The following is a 19,764-nucleotide window of genomic DNA, read 5'->3' on the forward strand; positions in this document are numbered from 1 at the left end:
TGATTCTGTTTACCTCGCTTTTTCCCATTCTTACGGATATGAGTGGAACCACACTCAGGACATTGCATCAAGAACAACCTCAATTCATACTTCTATTCTGCAACGCCAGGATTCTTACAAGTGACTAAAGCTCAACAAGCAATTGAATCTACTGGTCACTGGCTTGGTGTGCTTGCGAGTATTGCAACCATCATTGCGACAATTTTTGCGGTACTGATTCCTTTGAATGGAGCGGTCACGGTCGCAAATATTGCAGGGGCTGGCAGTTGTCATGGATTCTTAGTTGACGACCCACCACCTTACGTGCTGGCACACAAAATTCCCAGCGACAAGGAAAAAGATTATTTAGAGGACAAAATTAACTGCTATCGCGATCAAATCCAGGAACACCCCAACGATGCAGTTGCCTACACAAATATAGGGGAAGCGGATCGGCGCTTGGGCGATTTTGAAGCCGCTCGTAAAGCTCACCAAAAAGCTCTAAAGTTGAATCCAGATTTGCAAGAAGCCCAAATAGGGATAGCGCTAGTAGAGCAAGACTTGAACAATAAAGTTGCAGCTAATAACGCTATTCAAGATGCTTTAGCTCAGAAGAAAAACGCGATCGCTTACTTTTACCAAGGAGCTATTCTTCACAGACAAAACGATCTAGAGGGTGCAAAAGCAGCTTGGCGACAAGCCAAAATCCTAGATCCAATCGTTCAAAAATTCATCCCCAATGGGCATTTGTTGAATCTCAAGGTAAATTGGCACTTGTTCCAAAGAAACAACGATGGGCAAAAGCCCACTGCTATCACATCAAATTCAGCGGGTCAACATCAATTGTCAAGCTGACTGAGGAAGGGCAGAGGAGGCGCAACTCATTGAAATTCGGTAATTCTGGCAGCGAATCAGGCGCAAACTTGAGCATAATCTGCCATCGATATCGATTCGCTACCCGTAAGATACTCGCCGGTGCTGGTCCTAACACCTCATACATCGGGGTGGTGAGATGAGCATCTGAACTGCTATCCCCCTGGGGTGTATTGGAAGCTAGCCCCGCAGCTAGCATCTCGGCAGTTTCCTGAACTTCTGCGGCATCGGTGCTGCTTAGCCGCAACAAAATGAGACGTCCGTAGGGGGGATAATTCAGCGCCCCTCGTTGTTCTAACTCTGTCTCGATGAAAGATTGATACTGGTGACGCCGTACTGCCTGAATGACTGCGTGTTCCGGGGAGTAAGTTTGAATAATGACTTGACCGGGATCGTCGCCTCGACCCGCACGACCTGCAACCTGAGTTAGGGTTTGAAATGCTCGCTCGGATGCCCGATAGTCGGGTAGATGCAGCAACCCATCCGCAGCAACCACTCCTACCAGTGTCACTTGGGATATATCCAGCCCTTTGGTGAGCATTTGAGTCCCAATTAACAAGTCGGCTTCTCCGTTAGCAAAGCGTGTCAGCAGCGTGCGATGAGCGCCTTTGGTGCGGGTGGTGTCGCTATCAAACCGGATATAGCGCAACTGAGGGAACTGCTGCGCTAATTCTTGGGCGACTCGCTGGGTACCGCTGCCAAAAAATTTCAGGTAGGGGGAACCGCATTCGGGGCAAGATTGAGGATGCGATCGCACAAAATTACAGTAGTGACACCTCAATAATTCAGCGGCTTCTTCATGGATGTGGTGATACGACAGCGAAACATCGCAGTGAGGACACTCAATCACATACCCACAACTGCGGCAAGAAACAAAGGTACTATGTCCCCGCCGATGGATAAATAAAATTCCCTGTTTCGCCTGCTCTTGTAGCTGCTGCAAGCCTTCTTGAAGCGACCGGCTAAAAATCGAGCGATTCCCTTGCTGCAACTCTTGGCGCATATCCACCACTTCTACCGGCGGTAGCGGGCGCGATTGGATGCGTTCTGGCAATGAGAGGTAATGGGTAAGAGCATTTTGAGTTGGAGAGACGCGCATCGCGTCTGAGTTTTGAGTTGAGGTTAACTCCTGACTCGTAATATTTACCCAGGTTTCTAGGGAAGGGGTGGCGGAACCTAAGACGAGGGGGCAGTTTTCCAACTCAGCCCGCCAAGTCGCAACCGTGCGGGCGTGGTAGGTGGGTGCGGGTTGGTCTTGCTTGAAGCTGGAGTCGTGTTCCTCATCCAACACGATTAACCCCAGACGTGGCAATGGGGCAAAGATAGCGGAACGGGTGCCAATAACAACCTGGGCTGCACCCGCCAGCATTTGCCGCCAAGTGTCGTAGCGTTCGCCATCGGAAAGGGCGCTGTGATAGACGCAGACTTTGTTGCCAAAACGGGCGCGGAATCGGTCGGTGAGTTGGGGCGTAAGACCAATTTCCGGGACGAGGACGAGGGCGGATTGTCCCCGTTCTAGGATGGGGGCGATCGCTTGTAAATAGACTTCTGTCTTCCCGGAACCCGTGACTCCGTGCAACAGCACCCTCGCAAAACTCGATAAAGACGCGATCGCTTCTAGCGCCTCAGATTGAGCCGGTGTTAATGCTTTCGGTTGATCCCCAGCCAAAATCGGTTCTGCGGAAGACCGCAACATCTCCCGTTCTTGAATCACCACACAGCCTTTTTGCTCCAGCGTCTTGATGGTGGATGAACTGGCGTTGCAGATTTGCAGCAACTCCGTCAACAATAAATCGCCGCCGCGCCGCCGCAGCACTTCCAAAATTTCCCGTTGGCGCTGCGTCAAGTCGAGGGGAAAAACATCGACAACCAGGGTCACAGCTTTCTGTAATTTCGGTTTCTGGGTTCTAGGCGGTTCCAGGTAACTTTCGACTAACTTAACCCGCAATAACTCCCGGATTGCTCGATAGGCTCCTTTCACTTGACGCTGGAGATAGACAAAGCTGTAGTCTCCCGATGGTTGAGCTTGCAGAAGTTCCAAAATTTGACAGGCAGATGGACTCAGGTAATGGGCACTTCCCCCTTGTCCCCCGCTTTCGCCTTCGCCTTGGGCAAGCCGGATGCGACGCTGCGATCGCCCCAGTAATCCCGGCGGTAGCGCGACTCGAATCACCTGAATCAGCTGGGTGTAGTAGTATTCAGCGACTTGGTTCAGCAGTTGCCAGTAGGTCGGCGGGAAAAATCCAGCACTGACCACATCCTCCACATCCCGGATTTTGGCAGGGTTCAAATCTGGCGGCGGTGCATCGCAAATCCGAATCGCGATCGCTCCCAAAACTTGCGCCCCAAACGGCACGCTCAGAATATCCCCTGGCTGCACTTGCAACTGAGCCGGCAACCGATAGGTATACAACCGCTTCTGCGCTTCTGCTTCTGGACAATCCACCAGCACTTCTATCCATCGATTCTGTCCAGAATCAGACTGGTCGTAGGATGCTCTACTCTCCAGCACAATGCCCGAACGCCCGACATTGGGATTTGACGACATACTCTTCCCCTCCCCCTTGGCAGCCGGATACTACAGTCAGCTTTCCAGACCGCCATGCTTGTCGCTTACTGTAGACCTGTTAATTTTAGCTGGCTGTAGACTCTTGAGAGACTTGAAATTCAACAACATCCAAGGTCGTAATCAAGAGGATAGAAGTTAGGATACAAATGTCCCGCCTGGATGCTTGTATGCGAGTATACTTGCTAGCCTCTATCTATTGTGCAGAGCGCGGATGCCTATTTTCTCCCTATCGATAGAGAGGAAAGCCCACAAGTATATGAGATCCTGTGTGAATAGCATGGGAAATTTAAAAAACTTTAAACTTTCCAGAATTAGGAGCCAGAAAACATGGAAATAATCCCCAGCATTGGCATTGGTTGGAATTTAATTTAATTGAAATTTATCTACGGCATTAAAGCTGACGGCAAGCTTCTAATAGACTAGGGCATCACCTTCATGTTTCCTGATCTTTTCTTAAGACGCATACCCAATCTAAAGCGCTTCTAGATTCTGTAATCGAGAAATGTAATCAGGGAAACAATCAAAAAGCTATTTTCTGGTAGCCTTAAAAAGCTATTTGTAAATTGAAAGGTTGAAAAGAATTTTGAGTGTCACAAAGCTGGTAGCCGATCTGGCATAGCCACGAGCGGATAGAGCGGATAAACGAAGCTCAAAATTAGTAAAGAAGGCAGACAGTAAAAATAAAGTTGACCCTTGAGTCTATGCTCGTAGAGCCTGTCTTCAGTCCGTCATGGATATGTACAAAGAGAGCATCCATTCCCATCAACTCGCTTTATCCAATACCGACTCAGACCTTGCTATGAATATTGCTGACCTGAACCGAAGCGACGTGGAATCTACATCCGATCGAGACTTTGTAGATATTACCGACCAGCAAATGGAAGAAACCACTGAAATAGAAATCGTCAGTGTTGAAGATGAAATTTCAGAGGAAATCGATAAATTAGCCGGTGCCCGCCCCTCTGAATACCGCAAAAGTATCTCCGACGATACGGTAGGAGCATTTTTTAAGGAGATGGCACGCTATCCACTTCTAAAACCAGATGAAGAAGTCGAGTTAGCCCATCGCGTCCAATATTTAGTCAAAATAGAAGCGCTCCAAGAAAAATTACAAAAAGAGTTGGATCGCGCTCCCACAAAAGCAGAACTGGCAGCAGCAGATGGGCTTTCGGAACGGCAGATGGAACATCAGCTGTATCGCGGACGGGTGGCGAAACGGAAGATGATTCGCTCGAACTTGCGATTAGTTGTTTCTATTGCTAAACGATATTTGAACCGAGGTGTTCAATTCCTCGATTTAATTCAGGAAGGGGCACTGGGATTAAACCGCGCTACGGAAAAGTTTGATCCCGACAAAGGTTACAAGTTTTCTACCTATGCCTATTGGTGGATTCGGCAAGCAATTACGCGAACAATCGCGAACGATGCCCGAACAATTCGATTGCCGATTCACATTGTCGAAAAGTTAAACAAGCTCAAAAAAGCGCAGCGAGAACTCAAGCAAGAACTGCACCGCAATCCGACAGAAGAGGAACTGGCGCAATCATTAGATATTGAGGCTTCGCAGTTGCGTCAGTTGTTGCAGCTTAGAAGGCGATCGCTTTCTCTCAACCATCGCATCGGGAAGGGAGAAGAAACGGAACTGATGGATCTGCTCGAAGATGGTGATAATCAATCTCCTGAAGAGCAGATGAGCGAAGCCATGATGCGTCAGGAAATTTGGGAAGTATTGGGCGACGTTCTCACCGATCGGGAAAAAGATGTTATCTCTCTGCGATATGGTTTAACCAGCAGCGAACCCTACACCTTAGAAGAAGTGGGCTGTTTATTTAATTTGTCCCGAGAACGAGTGCGTCAAATTCAAAGTAAAGCGATGCGGAAATTGCGGCGTCCCCAGGTTGCCAAACGTTTGAAAGGATGGCTCACATAAGAGTTGTTCGTTATCAGTGATTAGTCATTCGTTTTATGATTGACCAAAGAACCCTGACTGATGACGAATGACTACAGGATTGATTTTACGTCCAGCGGAGCCTGAAGATGCGGCGGTGCTGTTTGAGCTAATTAAAGCACTGGCAGAGTATGAGAAACTCTCTGAAGCTGTGACTGGCAACGCGGATGCTCTCAAAGACCATCTCTTCGGTTCTAAGCCTTATGTAGAGGCAATTCTAGCAGAATATGCGGGGCAAGCTGTGGGGTTTGCCCTATTTTTCTATAACTATTCCACCTTTCTCACAAAGCCGGGAATTTATCTGGAAGACTTGTTTGTACTCCCGGAATATCGGCGTCAGGGGATCGGGAAGGCAATTCTCACCTATCTGGCTCAGTTGGCTGTATCTCGCGGCTGTGGACGCTTGGAGTGGAGCCTTTTAGATTGGAACGAACCCGCGATCGCATTCTACGATCGCATGGGTGCTGACGTTTTGCCTGACTGGCGGATTTGCCGCGTTACGGGCGATTCTCTGGTGAGTATGGCGGCACTAACCCCTTCTACCAGTGACGTAGGCAGCCGTTAGAGGGTGCTGGGGAGATTCAAACATCTGGGCAACCGAACCGGATTCGATCAATTGTCCAGCGCCATCCTGAACCCAAAACAGCGCCACATCATCCGCAATCCGCTTTGCCTGTGCCAGATTGTGAGTGACGACGAGGACTGTATATTTGCCGCGCAGATTGACGATTAAATCCTCTACAACTTCACTAGAAAGCGGATCGAGGGCGCTGCAAGGCTCATCCATTAGGAGAACATCGGGTTTGAGGGCGATCGCTCTGGCGAGACATAACCGTTGTTGTTGTCCTCCAGAAAGGGAAAGGGCAGGAGATTTCAGCCTGTCCTTCACCTCATCCCATAAGCCAACATCGCGCAAAGCATCTTCGACAATTTCATCGATTTTTTCTCGATTCCTCACTCCGTGTTCTCTAAGCGGAAATTCAATATTTCTGATAATGGAAAGTGGGAAGGGATTGGGTTTTTGAAATAGCATTCCTACCCGGCGACGCAATGAAATCACATCGATTTCTTGCACATCTTGTCCCCCCAGCAGAATCCGCCCTGTTAACCGACAGTTGTTGGTTAAATCGGTAAGGCGGTTTAGACAAGTGAGAAAGCTTGTTTTGCCACAACCGGAAGGGCCAATTAGAGCTGCGATTTTACCTGATTTAATCGCGAGGGTGACATCTACAAATGCGGGTTTATTCGCGTAAGCAAGGCTTAAATTCTCTGTTTTAATTTCCGGTGGATTCCTGGGAAGTGATGCTGAATTTTGCTCTTGGATATGAATTTCGCTTGTAGAATGTTTCATAAAGAATTTGAACCGCAAAGACACCAACTACGCAAAGGAAGAAAGCAATGTAAGTTTGGGTTACGATACCCAAATTCGGGATTGCCGAAAACGTTCTGCTAGCCAAGAGATTGCCGCATTAATCAGTAATAGAAAGCTAACTAATACGAGGGCAGAGGCATAGGCGTTTGGTTCGCCACCAGAGACGTTCATGGCGAGATCGTAGATGTGAACCGAGAGCGATCGCCCGGAATCCCACAATGACTCTGGCATCCGATCGACATAACCGCTGGTAAAGATTAAAGCAGCCGTTTCAGCGATCGCTCTTCCCAAACCTAATAGCAACCCCACAACTAATCCAGGCATCGCGGCTGGTAGCAGTAACTCCCATAATGTGGCTGTACGCGAGAGTCCCAGCGCCGCCGCTGAACGTCGATAATCATCTGGTACGCCTCGGAAACCCTCCTGGGTTGAGCGAATCAAAATCGGCAGCACCATACACGCTAGTGTCAATCCGCCAGAAAGAATCGAAAAGCCCATCCCCAAGGTTCTAGAGAAGAAAGCGTTCCCAAAAAGACCGAAAACAATTGAAGGGACGCCTGCTAAAACATCTAAACTGAGTCGCACCAACCGCGCCAAAATGCTCTCATTTGAGGTGAATTCAGCCAGCAATATCGCAGTTCCCACTCCTAAAGGAATTGAAACTGCCATGCATACTCCTACGATTAGCGCTGTCGAGACTAAAATGGGTGCAATTCCTCCATCTCGCCCAGCATTACGCGGTGCTGTTGTCAAGAATTCCCAGCTAATTTGACCGATACCAGAAACAAAAACATCACTCAGTAGCCATAATAGGGAAGCTGTTATTAAAGCGACGGATATCCAAACGATTGCAGCCGGGAGCCAATCGGAAGCAGGCAAAGAAGTAAAAAGCGAAAATCGGTTTTTTTCTTTTACCTTTTGTTTTTGTAGATTTGCCTTTTCAAAATATTTAGTCATAAAGATGTCCCTGATTAATCGTTTCGGCAGCAATGACTAAAACCACAATCATCGCCATTAATATCAACCCGCTGACAAACAAGGCGGCGCGATGATTTCCCACAGCATAAGCCATCTCTAGAGCAATATTTGCCGTTAACGTCCGCACTGGCTCAAATACACCTTTTGGTACCTGCACGACATTACCGCAAACCATTAACACCGCCATTGTTTCGCCAATCGCCCGTCCTGTTTCTAATATGACACCAGTTAATAAACCTGATTTTGCTGCCGGAAAAACCACACCGCGCACCATTGCCCAGCGTCCCAATCCCAGCGCCGTCGCACCCCGCAGATAATCTGCAGACACGTTAGCAAAGGTGGCATCAGCGACGAGGGCAATGGTGGGGAGAATCATCAGCGTTAGGATGAGAATCCCAGCGAATAAACTCGGCCCTGGTGGGTGAATCCGCCCGATAATTGGCACCAGCACGACTAAACCCCAAAAACCATAAACGACTGAGGGAATCCCTGCTAAAAGCTCAATCAGGCTTCGGTAAATTTTGGCTAAAGCGGGAGGTGCGTAATAGTGGCAGAAAACTGCGGAGAGAATGCCCAGAGGTGTTGCAACTAGCACAGATCCCGCCGTCACAAACAGCGATCCCCACAGCATCGGCATTAGGTTAAATTCTTCGCTAACTGGATGCCAGGAGGGGTCATTGAAGAAGCGTGTCAGTCCGATATTTTGCAGGAAGGGCAAGGTTTCCCAAATCAGGAATAGCAAGATTACAAGCGCGATCGCACCCGAAATAATCGCCATTCCCCGCAACATCCAGACGAGGATGACTTCATTTCGCGACTGGGACAAAATATTGCTCCTTCACAATGTCTTGCACATCTTTGGAACGGGCAAAATCAATAAATTCTTTTTGCAATCCGGTGGGTGTAGTTTTCGTCACTAAATTGAGGGGACGAGAAAGCGGAAATTTACCGTTGCTGACGTTGGCGATGGAGGCGTCTACTCCTTCTATTGGCAATAGTTTGATAGGAGTATTGTGAGTAGCACCATATTCGCCAGAACCAATGGAGACATAAGCGATCGCGTTGGGATTCCCTGCTACAGTTTTAATCCCTTGTTCGTTATCGCCAATCACCACATCGGCACGAATATCGGTTGTTTTTAATTTGAAGTGGTCGGCAAACAGTTCCAGAGTGGATCGACCCTCAGCTTTATTGACCACCGTAATCGGCGCATCTTTCCCGCCGACTTGTTTCCAGTTATTAATTTTGTCGGTGTAGATATCGACAATTTGCTTGTCGGTCAGATTTTTAACTGGATTGTCTTGATTGAGAATGACCGAGACGCCATCGTTCGCAATCGTAAAAGCTTGCAAATCCTTTTCGCTATCTTTGAGGCTTCGGGAAACCATCCCAATATCCGCCACCCCCTGACGGGCATCTGCGACTCCCCGCGAAGACCCACCTGTTTGCACGTCAATCCGAACTCCCGGATGTTGGCTTTCATAGCGTTTGGCAATCTCAGCTGCCAGAGGCGCTACCGTACTCGATCCCGTCAAAACCAGCTTGCCTTGTAACTTATCAGACGACTGGGTTGCCGCTTCTGGAGGCTTCCCACAAGATTGCAGCCAGCAGGCAACCAACCCTATAGAAAGCGGCGCAAGCAGTCTTAGGTGTTTCATCTGGATATAAATTGAGGTTTTTTATTGATTGGAATCAAAGGAAAGCAGGCAACATCCCAAGTCAATCGCCCAACCTGCATTTGCCCGCTGGATTGCAGGATCTAGCTGATAAAGCACTGCCTTACCATCTCGCGTCGCCGTCACAAAACCCTCTTCCCGCAAAACTTTTAGATGATGCGATAGCAAACTCTGTTGCAACCCCAGCACAGCATTCATCTCGCCAACGTGCTTGGGACCACTCATTAGCAGTTCTAAAACGTCAAGCCGCGTTGAATCTGCTAAGGTCTTCAGTTTTTGGGCACAAAAGGACTGCGATGAGACTTTTTGGGTACTCATGGATTCACCTGTGCGAAGTTGGGAACCGACCCAGGCTTGCCCTGGATCAAGATTGATATCAACTTATATTTATATCAATAACTGTTTATTAATTCCAACTTGATTTTTTCTTAACCGATGCTAAAGATGTTGGGAAATTCAGATTTTTTACCTAAAAAATCAAACCTCCTTCCCTGCAAGGAAAGGAGGTTTCCACCTGCCAGCCCGTTCTAGCAGCTTTGTGCCAACTGGCTATTCAGAGGAATTTCAATCGAGAACTCAGTACCCTGACCGGGTTGAGACATACATTTAAAAGAACCGCCGTGTTTTTCTACTACAATCTGGTAGCTAATGGAAAGTCCCAGACCTGTTCCTTTCCCAACCGGCTTGGTAGTGAAAAAAGGATCGAAAACTTGGCACTGCACGCCTGTACTCATGCCAGGGCCATTGTCATTAATCTGAATAACAACGCGGGGGACACCAGATGGGTTGTCCTGCATCAGAAAAGTACGAATGGTAATCTGACTGGGTAAGTTTTTAATTTCTTCTAGTGATCGCGTTTCATCGCGTTGCTCTAAAGCGTCAATGGCGTTGCCGATCACGTTCATAAAAACTTGATTGAGCTGACCGGCGTAGCACTCAATCGGCGGCAAGTCCCCATACTCTTTCACTACGTCGATCTCGGCATGGTCTGGCTTTGCTTTCAGTCGATGTTGCAAGATTAACAGAGTGCTGTCGATACCAGTGTGGATATTGACAGGCTTTCGATCAGCCTCGTCCAGTCGGGAGAAATTGCGTAAAGACAGAACGATCTGGCGGATGCGATCGGCTCCAACTTTCATTGATGAGAGCATCTGCGGAAGATCCGAAGTCAGAAACTCTATGTCAATCGCCTCTGCTCGATCCACAATTTCAGCATGGGGATTCGGGTAATGCTGTTGGTAGAGTTCCATGAGTTTGAGCATATCTTGGGTATATTCATCAACGTGGCTGATATTGCCGTAGATAAAATTAACCGGATTATTAATTTCGTGAGCAACACCGGCAACCAGTTGACCCAAACTCGACATTTTTTCGGTTTGAATTAGCTGGGTTTGGGTTTTCTGTAACTCTTGGAGGGCGCTGGAGAGTTGTTCGGCTTGCTGCTGGGTTTGAGCAAGTAATTCCGCTTGCTGTTGGTAGAGTTCGGCTTGCTGAATCGCGATCGCAGCTTGATCGGCGAGTTGTTGCAGCAGATCGACTTCCTCCGCCTTCCAAACTCTGGGTTCATGACACTCATGAGCAACCAATAGCCCCCACAGTTTCTCCCCTCTGCGAATCGGGACGACTAAATTGGCTTTTACCTGAATCTGTTCTAAGAATTCGACATGACAAGCTTGCAAAGAAGCTTGATGCACGTCGCTAATTGCCCGAACCCGTCCCCCCTGGTATAAGATTGCGTATTCTATGGGAAAGCAGTTCTCATCATAGACTTGCCCCAGAATTGATTTGGTATTGCCCGTGACCTCTTCGACAACCACTTTGCCTTGCCAGCGTTGGGTGAACTGGTAAATTATCACTCGGTCTGTATTTAACAGGTTCCGGACTTCGCGCACGATGGTTTGCAAGATGGTTTTTAGTTCCAACGTGCTGCGGATTTGGTCGGTAACTTGCTTCAGAACGCTTGCCCACTCCAAGGATTGTTGTAACTTGACTGTACGTTCTTGGACTTGACAATCGAGGTTGGTATTAAGACGCTGCACCTTTTGGTACAGTCCATACTGCTCAATCGCCATTGAGAAGCGATCGCCCAAAGCATCAGCAAGTTCAATCTCTTCCGGAGTCCACTGGCGCGATTGACCTCTTTTTAGCTGTCGCCAAAGTTCAAAAGATTTTCGGGGGTGGACTTGTCGCGCATCCGGGTCAAAATGTCCAGCCCATACGGTTTCCGTGTCAATCTCATCTCGGAAAATTGTCAAGTATCCGACCAACTGTTGACGGTGTTGGAGGGGTACAATCAGCACGCCTCGAATCAGAGTAGATTGAAATACGGTTTCAATCGGTTGTAAATACGTTTGTTTATACAAGTCAGCGATCGCAATGATGCCACTGCTACCCCTAGCATTTGCGATAACCGCAGGGTTTAAATTTGCCCCGCCTTTTAACCATTCTTGCCAGAGAGGATGCTGCTCAATCAGAACGGATGAGGCAGGTACTGCCACCACGCCCGGTTCTAGGAGCATCAATTGATCGCCACAGGTGTACACCACCGCTGACAAACCAGTGGTTTCTGGGGTGATGTACAGTCTGCCACCGGAACCTTGCAGCGCGCTAACGGTTTCCTCAAGGGCTGATTGCAGCTCAATGGTAGGGAGTGAATGCAGCAGGGTAGCGATATGGTTAAGCGTGACTTCCCGTTGAGCTTTTTCGCGGGTTTGGGTGAGTAAAGTAGATTGAGCGATCGCAATCGACACTTGATCCGCTACCATCTGGACAATTTCCAGTTCCCGTTCTGAAATTACTTGCGGTTGCGCGTAGTGACCGACTAAAAGCCCCCACAAGCGATCGCCATGCAGAATCGGCACCACCAGAGAAGACTGCACGCCCATTGCTTTGAGATACGCCACATGGCAAGGATCGATAGGGCGATAGTGGATCTTTCTGATTTCTAGGGATTCTCCGGTTTCTGGGGAATCTAGTATCGATAAACCAATGAGTCCGGAAGCAACATTCACAATTGAACGCAGACGCACTTTCTGATAGAGTTCCCGTGCTTGGGGAGGAATGTCATCCGCTGGAAAGTTCAAACCTTTTAAAGATGGAAGGCGATTTTTATAAATAGATTCGGCAATCACTTCTCCACTTTCATCACCATGAAACCGATATACCATGACTCGGTCGGCTTCTAGTAATGAACTGACTTCTGCCACCGTTGCGATTAAAATTTCTTGTAATTCTAAGGATTGACGAATCCGGTTAGTGATTCGGTGCAGCAATCCTTCCCGATCTAATTCTGGCTTGAATTCTGGCTGTAATTCTGGCTTTAAAACTTGCGTATTTTTACTGAAGGTCATTTTTTCATCCACTACGCTTATAATATTTGTGCCTTGTTCCGCACTGTATCTATTTTCGGTGTGCTGACTAAGTTCAGCCATACGTGAAAATATGGAACTTTTTTTAAAAATTAGATTCTATGCCAGTCCGAAATGGTTCGTGAAGGCGAGATCCCCGACAACTCTTACGAAGTCGGGGATCAGAAGGGCTGGCTCACAACTAAAATAGGATTGCTATAGATATGTTTATCGATCGGGTTTTAAAATAATGCTGTAGATTTAGGGAGTTTTTAGAAGATGAGTTGCTAAAAATTCTATCCAGCTAAAGGTTCTAACTTTCTTTGTCATCTCCCTAAACGCATCTTGAGCCTTCTAATTTCCCCTAAACAGCCTAGGGTTGAGGATTACCGAGTTAAGGGGCGTCGTGGTATTGGTCAGTCCTGAAATTCCCCAGCGCGATCGCGCTTGAGAAAATCAGTTACTTTAAACTCTAATTGGAATTTTGATAGCAAACTCAGCCCCTTGACCAGGTGTTGAAATGCACTCCAATTGTCCCCCATGTTTTTCGGTGACAATTTGGTAGCTAATCGCTAGACCCAGCCCAGTCCCTTTGCCAACGTTTTTCGTCGTAAAGAAGGGATCGAATAGTTTTGGTTGAACCTCAGATGGAATCCCCAATCCATTGTCAACAATGCGGATTTCTACTTGATTGTTCCCGGCAACTTTGGTGCGAATCCAGATGGTAGTGGGGTTATGTTTAATTTCTTCAATTGAGCGTTTACGATTAAACTCATCGAGAGAATCAATTGCATTTGTCAGTAAATTCATAAACACTTGATTCAGTTGTCCGGCATAACATTCTACTAAAGGTAAATTGCCATACTCTTTAATCACCTGAATCTCCGGATGTCCTGGCTTATCTTTTAGTTGATTTTGTAAAATTACTAGTGTATTCTCAAGACCCTCATGAATGTCAACGGCTTTCATTTCCGCCTCATCCAAACGAGAGAAGTTTCTTAGAGATAGAACAATTTGACGAATCCGTTCGGCTCCAAACTTCATGGAAGATAGAATTTTCTGAAAATCAAGGAGTAGGAAGTCGAGTTCAACTTCTTCGATATAGTCTTGAATTTCTGGTTTAGGATTGGGGTAGTGTTGCTGGTACAACTTTAGGAGTTTTAACAAATCTTCCAGGTATTCATTGGCAGGAGTGACGTTGCCATAAATAAAGTTGACTGGATTGTTAATTTCATGAGCAACTCCAGCCACCAGTTGACCCAAACTAGACATTTTTTCAGTTTGAATTAATTGAGTTTGAGTTTGTCTCAACTCAGATAGAGTTTGTTGCAACTCTTGAGCTTTGTCTCGGTATTGGGCTTCAGCCTTTTGAATTTCTTCAAACAAGCGGGCATTTTCTAAAGCCGTGGCGATTTGTCCGGCGAGGGTGTTGAACGTCTCTAGATCCGTTTGACTGAAGCGATCGCTTTCCTTGTCTTGAATATCTATGACTCCTAGTAAAGCCCCACGGGCGATCAAGGGCACCGCTGCGGAAGAACCGATTTGGATGAGTTTCAAGTCTGCTGCTAGCCCTGCATTGTCCTGATTATCCACCCAGATCGTTTGCTGATTTCGGGCAGCAAGGGCGACCAAGCTGCGATCATCAAGAGACAGACAGGCGCTTTCATCATGCCCAAGCATACCCTGGTAGCCAGAGTCAGCCCGCCGGATGAGTTGATTCGTGGTTTGCTCCAACAGATAAATTTGCACGTAGTGCAAGCCGAAGCGATTTTGCATTAGGGCGATCGCTTCGCGCAACAGCTTTTCCGGGTCTATAATCGCTTTCGACAACTCGCTGACGGCAACCGTAACGTGTTGACTGACTTCCAGTTCGCGGGTACGCTCTTCTAAGCCTTGAAGCAATTTACCCACTTGTTCTGCCATCCCATTGAAACTCAAAGCCAGTACCCCAATCTCATCCCCTGATTTGATAGAAGTCCGAGCATTGAGGTTGCCCCCAGTGAATTGAGTCACCGTACCAGCTAGATTAATCAGCGGCTTAGCCAGTCGTTCTCCGATCGTAATCGCCGCGACAATGACTACACCTGCAATGATCACAGCCAGATATAACGTGTCACGGGCTTGGGCTTTGATAGGCGCGAGAAATACCGCTTCAGGCTGGACGAAAACCACAAACCACCGCTGCGTCTTTAACTTGGTAACGGCTGCTGCATTCGGCTCGTTGTTTGTAGAGGATAAGGCGGTTGTAAAGAAAGGGGATGTTGCAGCGTTCTCTAGACCTTGCTTAAAAGCAGGTAAATTTGTCGAGAAGTCTGCTATTTTACCCTTCGGCAACCTTCCTTCTGCTTGCAGAGCCTTCACTTTAGCTGCTGGGAGTGGTGTGACCGATTTAAAATTTAATTCAGGTGCATTGCCGTGAGCTAAACGGATATGGTTTTCGTCCAACAAAATTGCAAAAGATGCGCTTCCTCTCACTAGGTCGGTATTTTGGCTAACCAATCGCTGAATCACGGCAGCGTTATAACGGATATGCAAGATACCGATAATATTCCCCGACGCATTTCGTATCGGACTACTGAAAAACACACTCACCTCACGAGTAGTTGGGGAAAACTGGATGGGCGAGACGTAAGGTAAGCCAGTTTTGAGCGGTTGCTGAAAGTAATCCTGGTCAGATTTATCTTTACCAATATCTGGTGTATACGTATCAATGACATCTCGCCCCTGGCGATCGAGCAGCGCGTATGAGGAGATATTTAAAGTATCTTTACGGCTGAGCGATCGCAAAGCGCCCTCGACTTCTGAAGCGAAACTTTGTCTCTGGTTAGCAGGTAAACTTAAGTACTTCGCAAAGACTGGCAATTGAGCTTCAACCCGGACAGCGTCCAGATTGGAGTTGATAAAAGCATCTATACTCAGGGCAGTTTGGGAGGCGGCTGTTAAGAGAGTTTGATTGGAATTTCGTGTCAGCTCCTTTTGCATGGTTCGCTGATTCAAGAATGCCAGTACTAGCAAGGGGAGGATCGCCACACCCAAGAAAGAAAAGATCAGCTTACTGCGTAGGGTAGAAAGTTGGAACTGTTTCACAGTCAATTTACCTTTTGTAACTGCTGCACAAAGGACGGATTGATTAGTTTTTCAATATCCAGCGCCGCGTTTAGCCCTCCGGTGCGAGTATAGAAGTCGGCGTACAATTTGGCTGTATAGTACAAAGAATCCTCTGTGTTGCTAGGAGTAAAGGCTTTTAAATTGTCTTGCAAGGTATATAACTGGACTCCATCGGTGGAAACTTCTTCAGTTTTGAGATTTAGTTTTTTAGCAATCAGTGCATTACTTTCCTCTGGATTTGCCTTCCAGTAATCTTGGGCTTGGAACCAAGCTCGAATAAATGCTTGTATTTGAAGAGGGCGATCGCGTACTACCGAAGTGCGAAATGCGATGACATTCGGAAGCAATCCAGGTGTTTGCTTAGTGCTAAGTAGCACCTTTGCCCCGGCTTTAACCGCTTGCGATGTATATGGTTCCCAAGTATTTCCAGCTTGAATATCACCACTTTGTAAACCTGCTGGAACTGATTCTGGTTCTACATTGACGAGGGTCACGTCATTAGTGGTGAGGTTATTTTTGTGCAGCAAGGTGCTGATAAATAATTCTCCAAAATCACCTAGTTTTGTGCCGATTCGCTTACCTTTTAAGTCCTTCACGCTTTTAATATCGCGTTGCACCACTAAAACGTCCGCACCCGCTGATTGATCCGTCACTTGGGTAATTTGCACGTCTGGGTTTTTCCCAATAATGTTGATGATGCTACCCAATGAGGTAGCGATCCCATCGGCTCTGTCAGAACTAAAGGCAGAGATTGATTCTACGTAGTTTTCTATATAGACGGGTTCAACTTTCACCCCTTGAGCCGTGAAGAAACCTTTTTCCTGAGCGATCGCTATCGGAAAATTTCCAGGCCACAGATTGTAGATAACTCTCAGGGTCGGAAGCTCGCTTCGGGAACTAACAGTTGTCGTACTATTACAGGCGGTGATGAGTACAATGCTTAATAAGAAAAGATATAGAAAGCGAAAAAACCGAGATTTCATACAGACCGATTGATTTTGTAACCGCATGGGAGTATGTTAATTAAGTGTCAGTTTCCCGATTGCAACTGCTGCACAAAAGAGGGATTAATCAGTTTTTGAATATCTGGTGTAGTGCTTAACCCTCCAGTACGAATATAGAAGTCAGCGTACAATTTGGCGGTATGGTACAACGACTTGGTTGTAGAACCGGGAGTAAACGCTTTTAAGTTGTCTTTTAAGGTGTACAACTTGACACCCTCAGTAGAAACTTCTTCGGGTTTGATGGAGAGCGTTTTCGCAATCAGTGCTTTACTTTCTTCGGGATTTGCCTGCCAATAGTCTTGAGCTTGAAACCAGGCGCGAATAAAAGCTTGAATGTCTTTAGGGCGATCGCGTACTACTGAGGAGCGAAACACGATTACACTCGAAATTAAGCCGGGTGTATCCTTACTGGTGAATAATACTCGCCCTCCAGATTTGGTAACTTCAGATAGGTACGGTTCCCACGTATGTCCGGCTTGAATATCCCCGCTCTTAAAACGTGCTGGAATCCCTTCTCCTTCTACGTTGACTAGGGTTACATTATCGGTAGTCAAACCATGTTTCTGGAGCATTTCGCTCACAAATAATTCTCCTTCGCCTAACCTGACTCCGAGCCGCTTGCCCTTCAACTCAGGGACACTTTTAATATCTGGGCGAACTACAATTGAATCCGAACCAGCGGATTCATCAGTTGCCATCGCAATCTGCACATCTGGGTTTTTCCCAATAATGCTCATCAAGCCACCAACTGTGATGGCGACTCCATCATATTGTCCAGCACTGAATTCAGACACGGATTCGAGAAAGTTTTGGATATAAACGGGTTTGACTTTCACCCCTTGAGCCGTGAAGAATTCTTTTTCTTGAGCGATCGCTATCGGAAACAGTCCAGGCCAAAGATTGTAGCCGACGGTCAGAGGCTGAGTCTGTTTTTGGGAAGTTACTGGTGTCGTGCGATTGCAGGCTGCGATTAGCACAATGTTGAGCAAAAAAAGAGACACCAAGCGGAAAAGTCGAGATTTCATAGAAACTAATTTTGTGACTTAACTGGGGTTCTGCTGCCTTTTGTTGAAAGGCAGCTTTACAAACGTTCGGTCTCAACTCTGGTACTTTTACTGGCTCAAAGCCTTGTCATCCCTTAGTTTTTCTCTCGCTAACTCAGGAATTGGGCGATCGCCTAATGATGACCTGCAATAATTAGCGTTTACATCAGTACTCTTCTTAGAATTCCCGATTTTCTTCAGGTTTTCACCATCTGTTCTATATCTTTAGTGGAGAGTGTGGGAATCAAAGCCGGTCGATTCCTTAGCGCCAAAGAGCCAACAAATGTAAAACACCTGTGCGTTGCCATTGGATTTGCAAGATTTGACAACGCAACTTGGTATAAGTATTAAATCGGCACCAATCAACTGATTGCTCTTTCCCAGCGCGAACTGACTTTTTCTGCGCTAGGCTAACCCCTCGCTTCGCTGTTTTCATGCCCAAAGGGCTGTACGCGATCGCAGCCCAGAGGTAAGCGTTTTTTGTCGAGTTGCAAGCAGTCTATAGATTTAAAATTCAGGGAGAATGCCCTATGACCATTTGGGTGAACGAACAGATCGATCCGTCTGGGATGATCCATGCCTGTATTGCCTGTTGTGATGAAGCGCAGGCGCAAGATTGTCACGAATCCTACCAGCAAAATTTAACCGATTTCCAAAAACAGGCAGGTTGGATCGCCAGATTGCGAACGGTTGATTCTTGGGATGAGGTGCCAGTGAATTCCCTGAAGCTGGATTAATTCAAGCGATCGCTGGGTAGAAAAACCGATTGGGTTAGGTATGCTTGGGCGGACGCAGCTTCCGAGAATTAATGGGAATCAGGATTTGGCTGAGGATTCGCAGCTGTTCTGCCGTACCCATGCAAATGAGTAAATCGCCCGCCAGTAAATCAGTTTCTCCTGTGGGACCCCCGATGAGGGTGCCATCAGCGCGACGAATGGCGAGAACTAAAGCGCCGGATTGCGATCGCAACCGGGCTTCTCTTAAGCTTTGCCCGACAACCGGACAAGTTTGGGGATCGATCAGGAACTCTTCCATATAAAAAGCTCGATCGGTTCCCGTGAGGATACCATCCACAAAGTCCATCACCTGGGGTCTAAGCGCTGCTGCTGCCATGCGCCTGCCGCCGGTAATATAGGGAGAAACCACAGCATCAGCACCGGCGCGTTGCATTTTTTGCACCGCTTCTTCTGTACTTGCCCGCGCGATCGCTCGAATGGTGGGATTAAGTGTTTTCGCCGAAATCACCGTATAGAGATTTTCCGCATCCGAAGGTAGCGCCGCTACCAAACAAATCGCCCGTTCAATCGCTACCCGGTGAAGCGTGTCATCCAGCGTTGCATCGCCTTGCACCGCAATATAACCTAACTTTAGCGCCTCCTCTACCGTCTCCACCTGAGAGTCTATCGTCACAAAGGGAATGCCTTCCGCCTTAAACTCTTTGGCAATCTGACGCCCGGTGCGTCCAAATCCACAAAGGATATAGTGTTCGTTTAAAGAATCTACCAAACGCCGCCGCTGCCTCAGTCGTCCTCCCTCTTGAAAGTAGCCTTGAATCAGGGCTTCTGTAAACCGATTGACGATGTAACCGATGCTCACCACACCCGTTAAAATCAGGGTAATTGTAAACAAGCGACCGCGATTACCTAAAGGATTGGTTTCTCCATACCCAACCGTTGCTAGCGTGATCACAGTCATATAGGCGGCATCTGACCACGACCAACCCTCCACCACCTTGTACCATAAAGTGCCGAGCAGGGCGACACCAGCCAAAGCGATCGCACCGCCAATTAACTCTTTGCGAAGGCGTTCATATTTTTGCTCAAGTGCTGTCCGATCGTCGCGTACACTGCCTCTACTCACTTAGTCA

The 19,764-nt window shown here is 47.4% G+C and carries 16 protein-coding genes; 4 read left to right on the forward strand and 12 right to left on the reverse strand.

From position 1 onward, the window contains the following. Window positions 1-120: 120 nt before the first annotated feature. A complete protein-coding gene (locus H6H02_RS27770; protein ID WP_190821942.1) occupies window positions 121-834 on the forward strand; it encodes a tetratricopeptide repeat protein in 714 nt (237 codons plus the stop codon). On the opposite strand, the gene priA is transcribed toward H6H02_RS27770, so the two are convergent. Then, entirely contained in the window at window positions 794-3,400 is a 2,607-nt protein-coding gene (priA, locus tag H6H02_RS22445) for a primosomal protein N' (protein WP_190821944.1), read from the reverse strand. The genes H6H02_RS27770 and priA overlap by 41 nt on opposite strands. An 820-nt stretch (window positions 3,401-4,220) precedes the next feature. On the opposite strand from priA, the gene H6H02_RS22450 reads away from it, so the two are divergent. Together H6H02_RS22450 and H6H02_RS22455 are read left to right on the forward strand one after the other, a co-directional pair. Next, window positions 4,221-5,351, forward strand: coding sequence for an RNA polymerase sigma factor, RpoD/SigA family (locus H6H02_RS22450; RefSeq protein WP_277922587.1), 1,131 nt, complete (start codon window positions 4,221-4,223; stop codon window positions 5,349-5,351). 67 nt (window positions 5,352-5,418) lie between these two features. Beyond that, window positions 5,419-5,934 carry a GNAT family N-acetyltransferase gene (locus H6H02_RS22455; RefSeq protein ID WP_190821946.1) on the forward strand — a complete coding sequence of 172 codons (516 nt, stop codon included), beginning with the start codon at window positions 5,419-5,421 and terminating at the stop codon, window positions 5,932-5,934. Here H6H02_RS22455 and H6H02_RS22460 read toward each other — a convergent pair. The 10 genes from H6H02_RS22460 to H6H02_RS22505 all read right to left on the reverse strand — a co-directional run bounded on the left by H6H02_RS22460 (window position 5,899) and on the right by H6H02_RS22505 (window position 18,333). Continuing rightward, window positions 5,899-6,720, reverse strand: a complete 822-nt coding sequence (locus tag H6H02_RS22460) for a phosphate ABC transporter ATP-binding protein (protein ID WP_190821948.1) — start codon at window positions 6,718-6,720, stop codon at window positions 5,899-5,901. The two genes, H6H02_RS22455 and H6H02_RS22460, sit on opposite strands and share 36 nt — an antisense overlap. A gap of 60 nt (window positions 6,721-6,780) precedes the next feature. Continuing rightward, window positions 6,781-7,698 (reverse strand): phosphate ABC transporter permease PstA, encoded by a 918-nt coding sequence (gene pstA, locus H6H02_RS22465; RefSeq protein WP_190821950.1) that lies wholly within the window; start codon window positions 7,696-7,698, stop codon window positions 6,781-6,783. Continuing rightward, entirely contained in the window at window positions 7,691-8,545 is an 855-nt protein-coding gene (gene pstC, locus H6H02_RS22470; RefSeq protein ID WP_242040825.1) for a phosphate ABC transporter permease subunit PstC, read from the reverse strand. The genes pstA and pstC overlap by 8 nt, the downstream gene beginning before the upstream one ends. Continuing rightward, window positions 8,526-9,377, reverse strand: a complete 852-nt coding sequence (locus tag H6H02_RS22475) for a phosphate ABC transporter substrate-binding protein (RefSeq protein WP_190821952.1) — start codon at window positions 9,375-9,377, stop codon at window positions 8,526-8,528. Before H6H02_RS22475 ends, pstC begins: the two co-directional genes overlap by 20 nt. Before the next feature lie 21 nt (window positions 9,378-9,398). Beyond that, window positions 9,399-9,713 (reverse strand): metalloregulator ArsR/SmtB family transcription factor, encoded by a 315-nt coding sequence (locus tag H6H02_RS22480; RefSeq protein WP_190821954.1) that lies wholly within the window; start codon window positions 9,711-9,713, stop codon window positions 9,399-9,401. A gap of 209 nt (window positions 9,714-9,922) precedes the next feature. Next, window positions 9,923-12,826 (reverse strand): GAF domain-containing protein, encoded by a 2,904-nt coding sequence (locus tag H6H02_RS22485; RefSeq protein WP_242040826.1) that lies wholly within the window; start codon window positions 12,824-12,826, stop codon window positions 9,923-9,925. A gap of 381 nt (window positions 12,827-13,207) precedes the next feature. Then, a complete protein-coding gene (locus H6H02_RS27965; RefSeq protein WP_190821956.1) occupies window positions 13,208-15,829 on the reverse strand; it encodes an ATP-binding protein in 2,622 nt (873 codons plus the stop codon). A 2-nt stretch (window positions 15,830-15,831) separates the two neighbouring features. Continuing rightward, window positions 15,832-16,833: an ABC transporter substrate-binding protein gene (locus H6H02_RS22495; RefSeq protein ID WP_190821958.1), complete on the reverse strand. Its 1,002-nt coding sequence runs from the start codon at window positions 16,831-16,833 to the stop codon at window positions 15,832-15,834. A gap of 47 nt (window positions 16,834-16,880) precedes the next feature. Continuing rightward, window positions 16,881-17,879: an ABC transporter substrate-binding protein gene (locus tag H6H02_RS22500; protein ID WP_190821960.1), complete on the reverse strand. Its 999-nt coding sequence runs from the start codon at window positions 17,877-17,879 to the stop codon at window positions 16,881-16,883. A 280-nt stretch (window positions 17,880-18,159) separates the two neighbouring features. Beyond that, window positions 18,160-18,333 carry a hypothetical protein gene (locus H6H02_RS22505; protein ID WP_190821962.1) on the reverse strand — a complete coding sequence of 58 codons (174 nt, stop codon included), beginning with the start codon at window positions 18,331-18,333 and terminating at the stop codon, window positions 18,160-18,162. 94 nt (window positions 18,334-18,427) lie between these two features. Here H6H02_RS22505 and H6H02_RS22510 point away from each other — a divergent pair, with 94 nt between their 5' ends. After that, window positions 18,428-18,634, forward strand: a complete 207-nt coding sequence (locus H6H02_RS22510; protein WP_190821964.1) for a glycogen debranching protein — start codon at window positions 18,428-18,430, stop codon at window positions 18,632-18,634. 34 nt (window positions 18,635-18,668) lie between these two features. On the opposite strand, the gene H6H02_RS22515 is transcribed toward H6H02_RS22510, so the two are convergent. Further along, on the reverse strand, window positions 18,669-19,757 hold the full coding sequence (locus H6H02_RS22515) for an NAD-binding protein (protein WP_190821967.1): 1,089 nt from the start codon (window positions 19,755-19,757) through the stop codon (window positions 18,669-18,671). Window positions 19,758-19,764: the final 7 nt, after the last annotated feature.

This window comes from Coleofasciculus sp. FACHB-1120 (assembly GCF_014698845.1).
Taxonomy (GTDB): domain Bacteria; phylum Cyanobacteriota; class Cyanobacteriia; order Cyanobacteriales; family FACHB-T130; genus FACHB-T130.